Genomic DNA, 15,583 nt, shown 5'->3' on the forward strand with positions numbered 1-15,583 from the left:
TTGTCTTCAGTCGTTTGCCACGCAGGCTGTCAACAAGGGCCACGCGCCCGGGGAGGACGAGATGAGCACAAGGGACGAGTGGAGCGACGGACAGGAGCGGGTCTGGGCCGCGGGCTCCGGGGACCCGCAGACGGCGGGAGCCGGGAGCGCGCCGGGAGCTGGTAGCGCGTCAGGCGCCGGGGCGGCGGGAACCGGGACCGAGACAGGTGCCGGGACCTGGGCCGCCGCAGCAGCCGGGACGCCGATGAGCCCGTACACCGGTGCGGGCTCCCCCCACTCGTCCGGCGCCGCCACGAGCCGCTACGCCTCGGTTCCTCAGGCGCCGGCCGGTTACTCCTTCGACCGCGCACCGGCCGCCTCCTTAGCCCCGGACCCCTTCTCCGCCCGCCCAGGCTGGGCCGCCCCTCAGACCGCGACCGGCCCGGCCTCCGACGGGACCCAGCCGTCCGGCTCCGGGCAGCGCCGCGGACCCGGCTGGAGCGGCGTCATCGCCACCAGCCTCGTGACGGCGATGCTCGCCTGCGGCGGCACCGTCGCGGCACTGCACCACCTCGACGACGCCCAGGCGGGCACGACCGCCGTCAGCACCGCCTCCGCCCAGCCCACCGGCGGGACCACGCAGGTCGTCGCCCCGTCCGGCACCTCACCCGACTGGGAGACCGTCACCCAGGCGGTCGCCAACTCCGTCGTGTCGATCACGGTCGCGACACCCTCGGGAACCTCCGTCGGCTCTGGGGTCGTCTACGACGCCGCGGGGCACATCCTCACCAACCACCACGTGGTCGCCGGCGCCACCCGGATCCAGGCGACCCTCGCCGACGGGCGGATCTATGACGCCGAGCTCACGGGCTCCGACGCGGCCACCGACCTGGCGGTCATCCAGCTCGTCAACGCCCCCGGCGACCTCACGGTGGCCCGCTTCGGCGACTCGGACGCCGTCGTCACCGGACAGGACGTCATGGCGATCGGCAACCCCCTGGGGCTGTCCTCCACCGTGACGACGGGCATCGTCTCCGCCCTCAACCGTCCTGTCGTCACCTCACGGCAGCAGGACGAGGTCTCCTCGCAGGTGGTCACCAACGCCATCCAGATAGACGCGGCCGTCAACCCCGGCAACTCCGGCGGGCCGCTGTTCGACGAGTCCGGCTCCGTCATCGGCATCACGAGCTCGATCGCCTCGATGGGCTCCTCCGGCGACTCGGGCTCCATCGGCATCGGCTTCGCCATCCCCTCGATGCTGGCGACCAAGGTCGCGGACCAGCTCATCGAGACCGGGACGGCCACCCACGCCTTCCTGGGCGTGTCCATCACCAACGGTGAGGCCCGCACGGACACCGCGACCTACGCGGGAGCGCTCGTGGGCGCGGTCGAGTCCGGCTCGCCGGCGGACCGGGCCGGCGTCGAGGAGGGCGACGTCATCACGGCGGTCAACGGCAAGGCGACGAGCCAGTCGGCGGCACTGACCGGCTTCGTGCGCCAGTTCTCGGCGGGCCAGGAGGTCACGCTCACGGTGGTGCGCAGCGGTCAGACCCTGGAGCTGACCGCCACCCTCGCTGAGCGACGGGACTCCTGAGCCGGGGCACCGGGCTCAGCCGAGGCCGAGGGCGCACAGCACCGGGCGCATCTTGGCCCGGGTCTCGGCGAGCTCGTCGGCGGGGTCGGAGTCCGGCATGATGCCGCCCCCGCCGAAGACGCGCGCCGGCGCGCCGGGCCCGGCCCCCTGGCCACTGAGCTCGGCCGAGCGCAGCGCGATGCACCACTCGCCCTCGCCGTGCCAATCGACCCAGCCGACGGGCCCCGCGTAGCGGCCCCGGTCCATGCCCTCGAGCTCGTCGATGAGAGCCACCGCGGCGGGGGTGGGGGTGCCGCCCACGGCCGCCGTCGGGTGCAGCGCCCCCACAAGGGACAGGGCCCCCGTGTCCCCGGCCACGACGCCGCAGATGTCGCTGGCGAGGTGCAGCACGTTGGGCAGGGTGAGGACGAAGCGCTCGGGGGCCTCGACCACCGAGCACAGCGGCTCCAGCGCCTCGATGGCCGAGGCGCGCGCCAGGGCGTGCTCCCGGTTGTTCTTGCTGTCCGCCTTGAGCCAGGCCGCCAGGCGCGCAGCCTCCTCCTGACGCTGGTGCCCGGTGCCCGGCCGACGGCGGGCCGTGCCCGCCAGGACCCGGCTCTCCAGACGGCGCTGGCGCAGCCGCACCAGCAGCTCGGGGCTCGCCCCGACCATCCCGTCAACGCTGAAGGTCCAGCAGGAGGGGTAGTCGTGGGCGAGGCGGGCCAGGATGTCGCCGGTGGGCAGGTGCCGGGCCGGCGTGGCGAGCACGTCACGGGCGATGACCACCTTGTCCGCCTCGCCAGCGCGCATGCGCTCCTGCACGGCGCGCAGCCCCTCGAGGTACTCGGGCTCTGTGCGCGAGGCGGCCGTCACGGCGGCGCCAGTGGCGGGGGCGCCGGCTCCGTGCCCTGAGGGCACCCCACCGGTGCGCCCGGCCGGGGCGGGACCTGGCCGGGCTGGCCCGCTGCGCTCCTGCCGGGCCAGGACCTCGGCCACGACCTCGTCGGGTGAGGCGGGCTCCTGGCCGCTCAGCGCCGCCGTCGTCACCCAGGCGCCCTCGTCGTCGAGCCCGATGAGCACCTTCGGCACGAGCAGCACCGAGCGCTGCGCCGAGCGTGCCGAGAAGGTGATCGTGCCCAGGGCGACGGGACCGGTGCCCGGACGCACCAGGGGGTCGCGCCACCAGGAGGCGTAGACGACCTCGCGCCAGGCGGCGCGCAGCTCCTCCACACGCGCCGTGCCCCGTGCCTCGATCTCGAGCAGGCGCCCCCAGCCCACGAGGCCGAGCCCGTGGCGCACCCAGGACAGCGCGTCACCGCGCCCGGCGAGCAGACGCATGAGCCCGCCCGGTGCGTCGAGGCCGAGGGCGCGGACCTGGGCGGGGCCGAGCCGGTCGGTGCTAAGGACCAGGCGGGCGGGACGTGCGCGCGCGGCGGCGGCCCCGACCACAAGGGGCACGGCGTCCGCCGGGGTGGGGGCCGCCACGGCTCAGGCGGCCGGCCGTGTGGCGCGGTGGACGGCCACGATGCCGCCGGAGAGGTTCTGGTAGGCGACCTCGCGCCAGCCGGCCTGCTGCATGAGCGCGGCCAGGGACTGCTGGTCCGGCCAGGCGAGGATGGACTCACCCAGGTAGGAGTAGGCCTCCGCGTTCGGCGTCAGCACGCGTCCCGCGGCCGGCAGGACGCTGTCCAGGTAGAAGCGGTACGCCTCGCGCAGGGGCCGGCGCACGGGGGTGGAGAACTCCGCGATGACGACGCGGCCGCCGGGGCGCGTCACCCGCCTCATCTCGGACAGGGCGGCGAGCGTGTCCTGGACGTTGCGCAGCCCGTAGGAGATGGTGACGACGTCGAAGGAGGCGTCCGCGAAGGGCAGCGCCATGGCGTCCCCGGCGACGAAGTGGATCTCGGGGTGGCGGGCCTGTCCCTCGGCGACCATCCCGCTGGAGAAGTCGCAGGCGATGACCTCCGCGCCGTCGTCGGCGTACCCGACGCTCGAGGCACCGGTTCCGGCGGCGAGGTCGAGCACGCGCGTGCCGGGCCTGGCCGCGACGGCCGCACGGGTCGCGCGGCGCCACATGCGCACCTGCCACAGGCTCATGACGTCGTTGGTGAGGTCGTAGCGGCGCGCGACGGTGTCGAACATGCTGGCGACCTCACGGGGGTCCTTGGCAAGGGTGGCTCGGCTCATGAGCCCATCATGCCGGACGTGGTGCCAGCGGCGTCCGGGCCTGCAGCGGGCACGGGGAGGTGTCGGGGTCGCGCACGCGCGTGCCGGACGCCGGGCGGGTGCACCGGCCTGCCCGAGCAGGGGCCCGGCGCCCGCTCCCGGGGCCGTCAGGCCCACCCCGCCAGGGCGCGCGGGACCCAGGTCCCGGTTCGGATCGTGAAATTCGTGAGGGCCGCAACACCTAAATCGGGACGGCTCGCCTGCGCCACGAGAGCCCCCGTCCGCCCCCAGAGCGCGGGAACACAGCGGAATGTCGCGGTCCGCTTGCCCCGGCACGAGCCCTGTTCCCGTCTCGGTACATTCGCCGCAGGCGCCCTCTGCCCGGGGCGCGTCGATGACCCCGCGACGAACACTGTTTCCCTGAGGAGGTGCACAGGCCCGTGAGCGCAAGCGTCCGCTGCCACCGCCCACGGGCCGGAGCCGCCAACCGCGGGGGCCTGACAAGGACGGTGCCGCAAGCATGAACCCCTACGTCTCCCTGCTCATCATGGCGGCGGTCGCCGTCGTCGTCGCCGTCGGCGGCCTCGCGCTGAGCGCCGTCGTCAGCCCCAACAGGCGCAACCGGGTCAAGACCGCCAACTACGAGTGCGGCATCGACCCCACGCCCGCCAACACCGAGCACGGGCGCTTCCCCGTCGGCTTCTACCTCGTGGGCATGACCTTCATCATCTTCGACGTCGAGGTCGTCTTCCTCTACCCCTGGGCGACCGCCTTCGCCGGGCTGCGCGTCTTCGGCATGCTCGCGGCCCTCCTCTTCATCGCCCTCATCACGGTGCCCTACGTCCTGGAGTGGCGCCGCGGCGGCCTCGACTGGGACTGACCCGACCGCCCGCACCGCCCGACGCCGCACCCCACGAAGAACAGCGAGCCACAGCATGGACAAGACAGAGTTCAAGGCCTACAGGGCCAAGATGCTCGACATCCCCTCCAAGCGCGGGGACCTGCGGGCCGAGGCCGCCGAGTCGGTCGAGACCCCCGGCTTCCTCCTCACGAGCGTCGAGAGGCTCGCGGGCCTTGCGCAGGCCCGCTCCCTGTGGCCCGTCACCATGGGCCTGGCCTGCTGCGCCATCGAGATGATGGGCACCGCCGGCCCCCGCTTCGACCTGTCGCGCTTCGGCTGGGAGGTCTTCCGCGCCTCGCCTCGCCACGCCGACGTCATGCTCGTCTCCGGCCGCGTCTCCCACAAGATGGCACCGATCGTCCGCAACGTCTACGACTCCATGCCCGAGCCCAAGTGGGTCATCTCCATGGGTGCCTGCGCCTCCAGCGGCGGCATCTTCAACAACTACGCGGTGGTCCAGGGCTGCGACCACATCGTCCCCGTGGACATCTACCTGCCCGGCTGCCCGCCGCGCCCCGAGATGCTCATCAACGCCATGCTCGAGCTCACCCGCCAGATCGAGCGCAAGCCCCTGTTCCGCCACCGCGAGGAGATCGCCCGCGCCGTCGAGGCCGCCGCCCTCGCCGCCACCCCGCTGTCCGAGATGAAGGGGGAGCTCGCGTGAGCACCGCACCCGAGAGCGCCGGGGCCGCCCCGGCCCAGGCCGCCGTGCCCGAGGTCGCCGGGCGCGAGGTCCGCCCCGAGCTGCGCCTGGAGGTCGTGTCCACCCACACCGGCCACTTCGGCGCCGCCGACGCCGGCGACACCACCGGCTACGGTGCCACCACCAGCGTCGTCACCCTGGCCCCCGCGGCCACGCGCCCCTACGGCTCCTGGTTCGACGACGCCGTTGACGCCCTCCTGGAGGACCTCGCCGAGGCCGGCGTCGAGCCTGCCGACGCCATCGAGAAGGTCGTCATCGAGCACGGCCAGCTCACCCTCTTCGTCACCCGCGGGCACCTTCTCGACGTCGCCCGCCCCCTGCGCGACGACCAGGACCTGCGCTTCGAGCTGTGCCTGGGCGTCACGGGCGTGCACTACCCCGGCGACGCCGGCCGGGAGCTGCACGCCTGCTACGAGCTCGTCTCCCTCACCCACGGCGGGCGCCAGCTCCGCCTCGAGGTGACCGCCCCCGACGGCGACGCCCACGTGCCCTCCCTCGTGAGCATCTACCCCGGCAACGACTGGCACGAGCGTGAGACCTGGGACCTCATGGGCATCGTCTTCGACGGCCACCCCAACCTCACCCGCTCGGCGATGCCCGACGACTGGGTCGGCCACCCGCAGCGCAAGGACTACCCGCTCGGCGGCATCCCCGTCGAGTACAAGGGCGCCACCACGCCGCCCGCCGACTCCCGGAGGTCGTACCGCTGATGAGCACCGCTTCCACCCAGCCCCGGGCCTCACGCCCCGCGCTCGAGTCACTGGCCGAGGGCGCTCCCCAGTGGACCGCCGAGGGCGGCGACTGGCAGGACATCGCCGACCAGATCGCCGCGCGCGACGAGCGCGACCGCCTCGAGCACGACCGCATCGTCGTCAACATGGGTCCCGTCCACCCCTCCACGCACGGGGTGCTGCGCCTGCTGCTGGAGACCGACGGGGAGAAGGTCACCGAGGTGCGTGTGGGCACCGGCTACCTTCACACCGGCATCGAGAAGAACATGGAGTACCGCACCTGGGTCCAGGGCGAGGCCTTCGTCACCCGCATGGACTACGTGGCCCCGTTCTTCCAGGAGGTCGGCTACGCCCTCGCCGTCGAGGAGCTGCTGGGCATCACCGACCAGGTCCCCGAGAAGGCCACCGTCATGAGGGTCATCCTCATGGAGCTCAACCGCATCGCCTCCCACGCCATCGCCATCGGCACCGGCGGCAACGAGCTGGGCGGCACCACCCTGCTCACCATCGCCTTCCGTCTGCGCGAGAACATCCTGCGCGCCTTCGAGATGGTCTCCGGCCTGCGCATGAACCACGCCTACGTGCGTCCCGGCGGCCTCGCCCAGGACGTGCCCGAGGGCTTCAGCGACTTCGTGCGCTCCACCCTGCCGGAGATCAGGAACGACCTCGGCGAGCTGCGCGCCCTGCTGCTGGAGAACCCCATCCTCAAGGACCGCTTCATCGGCACCGGTGAGATCAGCCTCGCCCACGGCCTCGCCCTGGGCCTGACCGGACCCTGCATCCGCGCCGCCGGCTACCCGCTCGACATGCGCAAGATCCAGCCCTACTGCGGCTACGAGACCTACGACTTCACGGTGCCCACCTACGAGCGCTCCGACGTCTACAACCGCCAGCTCGTGCGCTTCGAGGAGTGCGACCAGTCCCTGCGGATCGTCTCCCAGGCCCTGGACCGCCTTGACGACGTCACCGCCCGCGGGCTCGACCCCTCCAACACGACCATGGTGGCGGACCCCACCATCGCCTGGCCCGCCCGTATGGCCATCGCCACTGACGGCCAGGGGCAGTCCCTCGAGCACGTGCGCGAGATCATGGGCAGCTCGATGGAGTCGCTCATCCACCACTTCAAGCTCGTCACCCAGGGCTTCCAGGTGCCCGCCGGGCAGGTCTACCGCACCGTCGAGCACGCCAAGGGCGTCCTGGGCGTCCACGCCGTCTCCGACGGCGGCACACGCCCCTACCGGGTCCACTTCCGCGACCCCTCCTACTCCAACCTGCAGTCCCTGGCCACCATGGGGGAGGGCGGCATGATCGCCGACCTCGTGCCCACCCTGGCCTCGATCGACCCCGTCCTGGGAGGCGTGGACCGCTGATGACCACCCAGCACACCCCGAGCACCACCGGCGCCTTCGGCTACCCGAGCGAGGACGAGGCCCGTCTGCGCGACGAGTTCGCCCAGATCGCCTCGCGCTACCCCGCCGGCCATGAGCGCAGCGCCCTCATCCCCATGCTCCACCTCGTCCAGAGCGAGGACGGCTACGTGGCCCCCCGCGGCATCGCCCTGTGCGCCGACGTGCTGGGCCTGACCCGCTCCGAGGTCTCCGCCGTGGCGACCTTCTACAGCCAGTTCCGCCGCCACCCCGCCGGTGAGTACCACGTCGGCGTGTGCACCAACGCCCTGTGCGCCGTCATGGGTGGTGACGACATCTGGGAGGCCGTCAGCGCCCACACGGGCCTGGCCAGCGACGAGACCAGCGAGGACGGGCGCATCAGCGTCGAGCGCGTCGAGTGCAACGCCGCCTGTGACTACGCCCCCGTCGTCATGGTCAACTGGGAGTTCTTCGACAACCAGACTCCCGCCAGCGCCGTTGACCTCGTCAGCTGCCTGGAGCGGGGCGAGGACGTCACCCCCACGCGCGGGCCCGAGACCCTGCCCACCTTCCGTGAGAACGAGAGGCTGCTGGCCGGATTCGAGGACGGTCGGGTCGATGAGGGACCCGGCGCCGGCCAGGCGAGCCTGCGCGGCCTGCGCATGGCCCGCGAGCACGGCTGGACGGCCCCCACCGCGGTCGAGGAGGACAGCAAGTGAGCGAGCAGCACACCCCTGAGCCCCAGGCGCCGGCCTTCACCGCGCCCGGCACCCTGACCCCCATCGTCAGCGACATGTGGGACAAGGACCGCTCGTGGACGCTCGACGTCTACCGCGCCCACGGCGGCTACGAGGGCCTGGCCAAGGCCAAGACGCTGAGCACCGACGAGCTCGTCGGCGCCGTCAAGGCCTCCGGCCTGCGAGGACGCGGCGGCGCCGGCTTCCCCACCGGCCTCAAGTGGTCCTTCCTGCCGGCCCCCGACGGCGGGCCCCGCTACCTCGTCGTCAACGCCGACGAGTCCGAGCCGGGCACCTGCAAGGACATCCCCACCCTCATGGCCAACCCCCACGCGCTCGTCGAGGGCATCGCCATCACCTCGCGCGCCATCGGCGGGGACCACGCCTTCGTCTACCTGCGCGGCGAGACCCCCCACGTCTACCGCCGCCTCCTGGCCGCGGTGCGCGAGGCCCGCGAGGCCGGGCTGCTGGACACCGGCTTCGGCCTCGACGGCCGCCAGAGCCTGCGCATCACCGCCCACGCCGGCGCCGGCGCCTACATCTGCGGCGAGGAGACCGCGCTGCTCGACTCCCTCGAGGGACGCCGTGGCCACCCCCGGCTCAAGCCGCCCTTCCCGGCCGTCGCCGGCCTCTACGCCCGCCCCACGGTGGTCAACAACGTCGAGTCGATCTGCCAGGTCCCGGGCATCTTCCGCCACTCGCCCGAGTGGTACGCCTCCATGGGCACCGAGAGGTCCTCGGGCCACGGCCTGTTCTCCGTCTCCGGTCACGTGCGCCGCCCCGGCCAGTTCGAGGCGCCCTTCGGCATCACCATGCGCGAGCTCATCGACATGGCCGGGGGTGTGCGCGAGGGCCACGAGCTGAAGTTCTGGACCCCCGGCGGCTCCTCCACCCCGCTGTTCACGGCCGACGAGCTCGACGTTCCCCTCGACTACGAGTCCGTCGTCGGCGCCGGGTCGATGCTCGCCACCCGCGCCCTGCAGGTCTTCGACGACACCGTCTCCGTCGTGCGCGTCGTCACCCGCTGGGTGGAGTTCTACCAGCACGAGTCCTGCGGCAAGTGCACCCCCTGCCGTGAGGGCACGTACTGGATGCGTCAGATCCTCGAGCGCCTCGAGGCGGGCAAGGGACTGCCCGGCGACATCGACAAGCTCGAGTCCATCACCGACAGCATCGGCGGACGCTCCTTCTGCGCGCTGGGCGACGCGGCGATCACCCCGGTGCGCTCCGGCATCGCCCGCTTCCGCAGCGAGTTCGAGGCCGGGTACACGACCCCGGCCCGCGAGCTCTTCCCCTACGCGGCCTCCTCGGTCGTCAACGACACGGTTGAAAGCGCACGGTGAGACATGACTGACCTCGTGAGTATCACGATCGACGGCATCCCCGTCGAGGTGGAGAAGGGCACCCTGCTCATCCGGGCAGCCGAGAAGGTCGGCGTGCGCATCCCGCGCTTCTGCGACCACCCCCTGCTGTCGCCCTCCGCCAACTGCCGCCAGTGCCTCGTGGACGTCGCCATGCCTGGCCGCGACGGCGTCGTGCGTCCCATGCCCAAGCCCCAGCCCTCCTGCGCCATGACCGCCACCGAGGGCATGCAGGTGAGCACCCAGGCCACGAGCGCCCAGGCCGCGCGGGCCCAGGCCGGCACCATGGAGCTGTTGCTCGTCAACCACCCGCTCGACTGCCCGGTGTGCGACAAGGGCGGCGAGTGCCCCCTGCAGAACCAGGCCCTCGAGCTCATGGCCAGCGGCGCCCAGGCCGTCTCCCGCTTCACCGACGTCAAGCGCACCTTCCCCAAGCCCCTGCGCCTGACGAGCAACGTCCTGCTCGACCGTGACCGCTGCATCCTGTGCCAGCGCTGCGTGCGCTTCGCCGACCAGATCCCCGGCGACGCCTTCATCGCCCTGCAGGGGCGCGGTGCCGGCCACGCCGGCGGCGAGCTCACCGGTGGCCTGTACTCCGAGCAGATCGGGCGCTTCGACTCCACCGTCCTCGACTTCACCGACCCTGCGGTGGACCCCGAGGGCCTCCAGAGCGTGCGCGGCGAGTCCGGCCTCGCTCCCGACGCCGCTACCGCCGGGCCTGGTGGCGGCCCCGGCGTCGTGGACGGCCGTGCCTACGGCCCCCTGGGCCACGACGAGCTCGACGTCTCGGGACGGCCCTTCGCCTCCTACTTCTCCGGCAACATCATCCAGATCTGCCCCGTCGGGGCGCTGACCAGCGCCCGCTACCGCTTCCGTGCGCGCCCCGTGGACCTCGTGTCCACTGACAGTGTCACCGAGCACGACGCCTCCGGCTCCGCCATCCGCGTCGATATGCGCCGTGGCGTCGTCCTGCGCCGCCTGGCGGGCAACGACCCCGAGGTCAACGAGGAGTGGATCACCGACAAGGACCGTTTCGCCTTCGCCTGGTCCAGCCTGCCCGACCGCCTGAGCGTGCCGCTCGTGCGCGATGAGGGCACCGGCGAGCTCGTACCCACGAGCTGGTCCGAGGCCCTTGACGTCGCCGCCCGCGGCCTGGCACAGGCACGTGCTGACGGCGGCGTGGGGCTCCTGCCCGGCGCCCGCCTCACCCTCGAGGACGCCTGGGCCTGGTCCCGCTTCGCCCGCACCGTGCTGGGCACCAACGACATCGACCAGCGCGTGCGCGACCACAGCGCTGAGGAGGACTCCTTCCTCGCCGCGCGGGTGGCCGGCACCGGGCTGGGCGCCGTCACCTACCGCTCCCTCGAGACCGCCGGGCAGGTCCTGCTCGTCGGCCTCGAGCCCGAGGACGAGTGCGGCTCCCTCTTCCTGCGCCTGCGCAAGGGCGTGCGCGCCGGTGGCGTCGCGGTCGCCAGCGTCACCAGCGTCCTGACCCGCGCAGGACGCAAGCTGGGGGCCCAGACCATCCTCACCGCTCCGGGGGGCGAGGCCCGCGCCGTCGCCCTGCTGCCCCAGAGCCACCCGGGGCTCGTCGAGGCCCTGCGCGGTGAGGGCGCCACCATCCTGGTCGGGGAGCGCGCCGCCGCCGTCCCCGGCCTGCTCACCGTCATCGACACCCTCGCCACCTCCACCGGCGCCCGCCTCGCCTGGGTGCCGCGACGCGCCGGTGAGCGCGGCGGCATCGAGGCCGGTCTCCTGCCGCACCTGCTGCCCGGCGGTCACCCCGTGGCCGACGCCGAGGCCCGCGCCCGCGTCCAGCAGGCATGGGGTGTGGAGACCACTGGGCTGCACACCCGCTCGCCCCTGCCGGCCGAGCCCGGCCGGGACACCACCGCGATCCTTTCCGCCCTGGCCGACGGCGAGCTCGGAGGCCTCGTCATCGGCGGCGTTGACCTGCGCGACTTCCCGGACCCCGGCCTGGCGCGCACGGCCCTGGCCTGCTCCGGCTTCACCGTCCAGCTCGAGGTGCGCCGCTCGGAGGTCAGTGAGCACGCCGACGTGGTCCTGCCCGTCGCCCCCGCCGTCGAGAAGAACGGCACCTTCGTCAACTGGGAGGGGCGCGTGCGCCCCTTCGGGCAGGCACACGTCTCGCGCGCCCGCACGGACCGGCAGGTCCTGGGCATGCTCGCCGAGGAGATGGGCACCGACCTGGGCGTCGGCCGCCTGGAGACCCTGCACGCCGAGCTCGCGGGCCTGGGCCTGTGGCGGGGCCCGCGCACGGCGGTCGTCTTCACCGCCGCCCCCGAGCAGGAGACCGGGACCCCGGCCGAGGCGCCCGCCCCGGGCCTGTCCACGGTCAGCGGGCTGAAGGCCCTTCTCGCCACCCACAAACCGATGCTCGACGACGGCCGCCTCCAGGACGGTGAGCCCTTCCTCGCCGCCACGGCCCTGCGTCCCGTCGCCCGCCTCGGCGCCGACCTCGCCCAGCGCCTGGGTGCCGCCGGCGGCGAGCTGGTGCGCGTGTCCACGGCCACCGGGGCCGTCGAGCTGCCCGTCGTCGTCGGTGACGTCGCCGACGGCGTGGTCTGGCTGCCCGAGTGCTCGGCCGGCTCGACCGTGCGCCAGACCCTCGGCGCCCACCACGGCAGCGCCGTCGTCGTCAGCCTGGCGACCCGTACCGCGAACGACACGGAGGTGGTCCGGTGAGCACCGCGACTGTTCTTCACACGGCCCTCGCCACGGTCGGCGGCGTCACCGCCGACTTCTCCGAGGAGACCTGGTGGCTCAGCCTCATCAAGGCCGTGTTCATCATGCTGTTCCTCATCCTCAGCACGATCCTGGCGATCTGGGCCGAGCGCCGCGTCCTCGGCCGCATCCAGACCCGCCCGGGCCCCAACGTCAACGGCTTCCTCGGCCTGCCCCAGCTCATCGCCGACGCCGCCAAGCTCATCATGAAGGAGGACTTCTGGCTCAAGGGGGCTGAGAAGGCCATCTACCTGCTGGCGCCGGTCATCACGGCTTTCAGCTCCTTCATGATCTACGCGGTCATCCCCTTCGGTCCCCAGGTGAGCATCCTCGGACACTGGACGCCCCTGCAGCTCACTGACTTCCCTGTCGCCGTGCTCTACGTCCTGGCCGTCACCGGCTTCGGCGTGTACGGCCTCATCCTCGGCGGCTGGTCCACGCACTCGACCTACCCGCTGCTGGGGGCTGTGCGCTCGGCGGCCCAGGTCATCAGCTACGAGCTGAGCATGAGCCTGGCGATCCTCACCGTCTTCCTCGCCTCGGGCACGATGTCCACCTCCGGGATCGTCAGCTCCCAGGAGCGCCTGTGGTGGGGCCTGGCGATGGTCCCCAGCTTCCTCATCTACGTCGTCTCCATGGTCGGCGAGGTCAACCGCCTGCCCTTCGACCTTCCCGAGGCCGAGGGCGAGCTCGTGGCCGGGCACATGGTCGAGTACTCCTCGATGAAGTTCGCCTGGTTCTACCTGGGCGAGTACATCAACATGTTCAACGTCTCGGCGGTGTGCGTCACGCTCTTCCTCGGTGGCTGGCGCTCCTTCGTGCTCGCCTCCCTCTGGGACGGCTTCAACACCGGCTGGTGGCCCATGCTGTGGTTCATCGCCAAGGTCTGGTGCGTCATGCTCTTCATGATCATCACGCGAGGCACGCTCGTGCGCCTGCGCTACGACCGTTTCATGCAGCTGGGCTGGAAGGTCCTCATCCCCGTCTCCCTCACCTGGTTCGTGCTCGTCGCCCTCGTTCAGGGCTACCGCGCCTTCGGCCTGGGCTCGCCGCGCACGCTCCTGCTCATCCTCGCCGTCGTCTTCCTCGTCGCGATGCTCGTCCTGCTGCTGCTGCCCTCCACGGACACGGCTGCGGGCGCCGTCACGCAGCGGGCCGACGACGACGTCGTCACCCCAGCCGATGAGATCGACGCCCTCGCTGACGGCTTCCCCGTCCCGCCGCTGCCCGGACAGGCCCTGCCCCTGTCCCCGCGCGCGCAGCGTCGCGCGGCTGGCGCCGTCGCAGCCACCACCGCCGTCTCCGAGGCACCCGTCCAGGAGGGACACGATGACTGACCAGACCCCCGCGCCCCAGGCCCGCACCGACCACGACCAGTGGCTGCCGCAGGAGCCCGGCCCCCTCGGGCGGCTCTTCGCCCCTGTCGCCGGCTACGGGGTGACCCTGTCCTCGATCTTCCGGCCGACGGTCACCGAGCAGTACCCCTTCATCCGCCCGGTGCTCATGCCCCGCTACCACGGCCGTCACCAGCTCAACCGCTACGACGACGGCCTCGAGAAGTGCATCGGCTGCGAGCTGTGCGCCTGGGCCTGCCCCGCTGACGCGATCTACGTCGAGGCCGGCTCCAACACCCCGGACGCCCAGTTCTCGCCCGGCGAGCGCTATGGCCGCGTGTACCAGATCAACTACCTGCGGTGCATCTTCTGCGGGATGTGCATCGAGGCCTGCCCCACCCGGGCGCTGACGATGACGCACGAGATCGACGAGCTCGTCGGGCCCAACCGCACGGGCCTCATCTACGACAAGCAGGACCTGCTCGCCCCGGTGCCCGACGGCGCCCTCAACGCCCCCCACCCCATGGTCGAGGGCACCGAGGACGGCGACTACTACCGCGGTGAGGTCACCGGCCCCACCCAGGCCCAGGTCGACTGGGTCCGTGCCCACCGACCCGAGGACCCGACGCTCGCCACCGCGCGCCCCGTCGCCGCCCCGACGCTCGCCAAGGAGGCCGTCCACTGATGGCTACCACACTCCCGTCACTGCCCCGCGCCCAGGCGCTGGCGGCCACCCTCAGTGACACCGGCGCCATGGGCACCGGTGAGACGGTCCTCTTCGCCGTCGTCGCGCTGCTGTGCGTGGGCTGCGCCCTGGGCCTGCTCGTCTCGCGCCGGGCTGTCACCGCCGCCGTCAACATGATCGGCGTCATGATCGGCCTGGCCATCCTCTACGTCGCCAACGAGGCCCCCTTCCTCGGCGTCGTCCAGGTGGTCGTCTACACCGGCGCGGTCATGACCCTTGTGCTCTTCGTCGTCATGCTCGTCGGGGTCGGGGGCGATGAGCCGGTCGTCGGCACCGGAGGGCGCGCCGGGCGCGCCGCGATGGTGGCCGCCGCCCTCGGCCTGGCCCTCGTCGTCGGCGCCGTCGTCACCCGCACCGTCCTGCCGAGCCCGAGGGGCCTGGCCGACGGCGCCGCCGCCACCCCCGCCTCCCTCGCGGTCGTACTCTTCGGGCAGCACGTCGTCACGATGGAGCTCACCGGTCTGCTGCTCATCGTCGCAGCCACCGGTGCCCTGACCCTCACCCACCGCGAGCGCATCCGCGCCAGGCTCACCCAGCGCTCCCTCATGGCCGAGCGCATGAAGGCCTACAAGGACACCGGAGCCCACCTTGGGCAGAAGCCCATGACCGGTGTCTACGCCGCCACCAACGCGGCCACCGCCCCGGCCCTGGCGGCCAGCGGCGAGGCCGTCGAGGAGTCCGTGCCCCGGGTCCTGCGCGTGAGGGGGCAGGCCCTTGACCTCGCCGATGTCTCACCCGAGCTCGGCGCCGCCCAGCGCTCGGGCGAGGTCCTTAGCCGCATCGACGCCACCGTGGGGCAGTCCGGCATGGACTCCATGCCCGGCGCCGGCGCACCGAGCGTCGTCCAGCCGCTCGCCGCCCCGGCGCTCGAGGCCGGCGCACCGCAGGACGGCGCCCCGTCCGCCCTGCCCACCGACGCGAAGGAGGAGGGCAAGTGAGCCTGCCCATCACCGCCTACGTCCTGCTCGCCGTCGTGCTCTTCGCCCTCGGCGCCCTCACAGTGCTCCTGCGCCGCAACGCGATCATCGAGCTCATGGGAGTCGAGCTCATGCTCAACGCCGTCAACCTCGCGCTCGTGGCCTTCTCGCGCCTGCACGGCAACCTCACCGGACAGGTCTTCGCCTTCTTCATCATCGTCGTGGCGGCCGCCGAGGTCGTCATCGGCCTGAGCATCATCGTGTCCATCTTCCGTACCCGCAGGTCCACGTCGGTCGACGACGAGAACCTGCTCCAGCACTGAG

General features: G+C 72.5%; 14 protein-coding genes. 12 read left to right on the forward strand and 2 right to left on the reverse strand.

Annotated elements, in window-relative coordinates:
- Positions 1-244 precede the first annotated feature (244 nt).
- The gene (locus ACSJJR_RS06560) at positions 245-1,573 is read left to right on the forward strand and encodes a S1C family serine protease (RefSeq protein WP_435942776.1); all 1,329 of its coding nucleotides are present in this window, start codon (positions 245-247) and stop codon (positions 1,571-1,573) included.
- Positions 1,574-1,588: 15 nt separating this feature from the next.
- On the opposite strand, the gene ACSJJR_RS06565 is transcribed toward ACSJJR_RS06560, so the two are convergent.
- The gene (locus ACSJJR_RS06565) at positions 1,589-3,037 is read right to left on the reverse strand and encodes an isochorismate synthase (protein WP_435942777.1); all 1,449 of its coding nucleotides are present in this window, start codon (positions 3,035-3,037) and stop codon (positions 1,589-1,591) included.
- A 3-nt stretch (positions 3,038-3,040) separates the two neighbouring features.
- Positions 3,041-3,739, reverse strand: coding sequence for a demethylmenaquinone methyltransferase (locus tag ACSJJR_RS06570; protein ID WP_435942778.1), 699 nt, complete (start codon positions 3,737-3,739; stop codon positions 3,041-3,043).
- Between the two features lie 499 nt (positions 3,740-4,238).
- Here ACSJJR_RS06570 and ndhC point away from each other — a divergent pair, with 499 nt between their 5' ends.
- The 11 genes from ndhC to nuoK all read left to right on the forward strand — a co-directional run bounded on the left by ndhC (position 4,239) and on the right by nuoK (position 15,582).
- Complete coding sequence (gene ndhC, locus ACSJJR_RS06575) at positions 4,239-4,598, forward strand: NADH-quinone oxidoreductase subunit A (protein ID WP_435942779.1); 360 nt, start codon at positions 4,239-4,241, stop codon at positions 4,596-4,598.
- Positions 4,599-4,653: 55 nt separating this feature from the next.
- Complete coding sequence (locus ACSJJR_RS06580) at positions 4,654-5,283, forward strand: NADH-quinone oxidoreductase subunit B (RefSeq protein WP_435942780.1); 630 nt, start codon at positions 4,654-4,656, stop codon at positions 5,281-5,283.
- Positions 5,280-6,032: an NADH-quinone oxidoreductase subunit C gene (locus ACSJJR_RS06585; RefSeq protein ID WP_435942781.1), complete on the forward strand. Its 753-nt coding sequence runs from the start codon at positions 5,280-5,282 to the stop codon at positions 6,030-6,032. The genes ACSJJR_RS06580 and ACSJJR_RS06585 overlap by 4 nt, the downstream gene beginning before the upstream one ends.
- Positions 6,032-7,423, forward strand: a complete 1,392-nt coding sequence (locus ACSJJR_RS06590) for an NADH-quinone oxidoreductase subunit D (RefSeq protein WP_435942782.1) — start codon at positions 6,032-6,034, stop codon at positions 7,421-7,423. The genes ACSJJR_RS06585 and ACSJJR_RS06590 overlap by 1 nt, the downstream gene beginning before the upstream one ends.
- Positions 7,423-8,139, forward strand: a complete 717-nt coding sequence (gene nuoE, locus ACSJJR_RS06595) for an NADH-quinone oxidoreductase subunit NuoE (RefSeq protein WP_435942783.1) — start codon at positions 7,423-7,425, stop codon at positions 8,137-8,139. The genes ACSJJR_RS06590 and nuoE overlap by 1 nt, the downstream gene beginning before the upstream one ends.
- A gap of 74 nt (positions 8,140-8,213) precedes the next feature.
- On the forward strand, positions 8,214-9,500 hold the full coding sequence (gene nuoF, locus ACSJJR_RS06600; protein ID WP_435942811.1) for an NADH-quinone oxidoreductase subunit NuoF: 1,287 nt from the start codon (positions 8,214-8,216) through the stop codon (positions 9,498-9,500).
- A 3-nt stretch (positions 9,501-9,503) separates the two neighbouring features.
- Positions 9,504-12,224, forward strand: a complete 2,721-nt coding sequence (locus tag ACSJJR_RS06605) for an NADH-quinone oxidoreductase subunit G (protein ID WP_435942784.1) — start codon at positions 9,504-9,506, stop codon at positions 12,222-12,224.
- Positions 12,221-13,600 (forward strand): NADH-quinone oxidoreductase subunit NuoH, encoded by a 1,380-nt coding sequence (gene nuoH, locus ACSJJR_RS06610; RefSeq protein ID WP_435942785.1) that lies wholly within the window; start codon positions 12,221-12,223, stop codon positions 13,598-13,600. Before ACSJJR_RS06605 ends, nuoH begins: the two co-directional genes overlap by 4 nt.
- Positions 13,593-14,282: an NADH-quinone oxidoreductase subunit NuoI gene (gene nuoI / locus ACSJJR_RS06615; protein ID WP_435942786.1), complete on the forward strand. Its 690-nt coding sequence runs from the start codon at positions 13,593-13,595 to the stop codon at positions 14,280-14,282. The genes nuoH and nuoI overlap by 8 nt, the downstream gene beginning before the upstream one ends.
- Positions 14,282-15,280: an NADH-quinone oxidoreductase subunit J gene (locus ACSJJR_RS06620; protein ID WP_435942787.1), complete on the forward strand. Its 999-nt coding sequence runs from the start codon at positions 14,282-14,284 to the stop codon at positions 15,278-15,280. The genes nuoI and ACSJJR_RS06620 overlap by 1 nt, the downstream gene beginning before the upstream one ends.
- Positions 15,277-15,582 (forward strand): NADH-quinone oxidoreductase subunit NuoK, encoded by a 306-nt coding sequence (gene nuoK, locus ACSJJR_RS06625; RefSeq protein WP_435942788.1) that lies wholly within the window; start codon positions 15,277-15,279, stop codon positions 15,580-15,582. Before ACSJJR_RS06620 ends, nuoK begins: the two co-directional genes overlap by 4 nt.
- Position 15,583 lies beyond the last annotated feature (1 nt).

Source organism: Actinomyces sp. W5033 (genome assembly GCF_051303165.1).

Excerpts from the sequence above, each read along its gene's own strand:
- ACSJJR_RS06560 (WP_435942776.1), top strand. The coding sequence starts at position 245 with ATGAGCCCGTACACCGGTGCGGGCTCCCCCCACTCGTCCGGCGCCGCC.
- ACSJJR_RS06620 (WP_435942787.1), top strand. The coding sequence starts at position 14,282 with ATGGCTACCACACTCCCGTCACTGCCCCGCGCCCAGGCGCTGGCGGCC.
- nuoF (WP_435942811.1), top strand. The coding sequence starts at position 8,214 with ATGTGGGACAAGGACCGCTCGTGGACGCTCGACGTCTACCGCGCCCAC.
- ndhC (WP_435942779.1), top strand. The coding sequence starts at position 4,239 with ATGAACCCCTACGTCTCCCTGCTCATCATGGCGGCGGTCGCCGTCGTC.
- nuoE (WP_435942783.1), top strand. The coding sequence starts at position 7,423 with ATGACCACCCAGCACACCCCGAGCACCACCGGCGCCTTCGGCTACCCG.
- ACSJJR_RS06580 (WP_435942780.1), top strand. The coding sequence starts at position 4,654 with ATGGACAAGACAGAGTTCAAGGCCTACAGGGCCAAGATGCTCGACATC.
- ACSJJR_RS06605 (WP_435942784.1), top strand. The coding sequence starts at position 9,504 with ATGACTGACCTCGTGAGTATCACGATCGACGGCATCCCCGTCGAGGTG.
- ACSJJR_RS06570 (WP_435942778.1), bottom strand. The coding sequence starts at position 3,739 with ATGAGCCGAGCCACCCTTGCCAAGGACCCCCGTGAGGTCGCCAGCATG.
- ACSJJR_RS06590 (WP_435942782.1), top strand. The coding sequence starts at position 6,032 with ATGAGCACCGCTTCCACCCAGCCCCGGGCCTCACGCCCCGCGCTCGAG.
- nuoI (WP_435942786.1), top strand. The coding sequence starts at position 13,593 with ATGACTGACCAGACCCCCGCGCCCCAGGCCCGCACCGACCACGACCAG.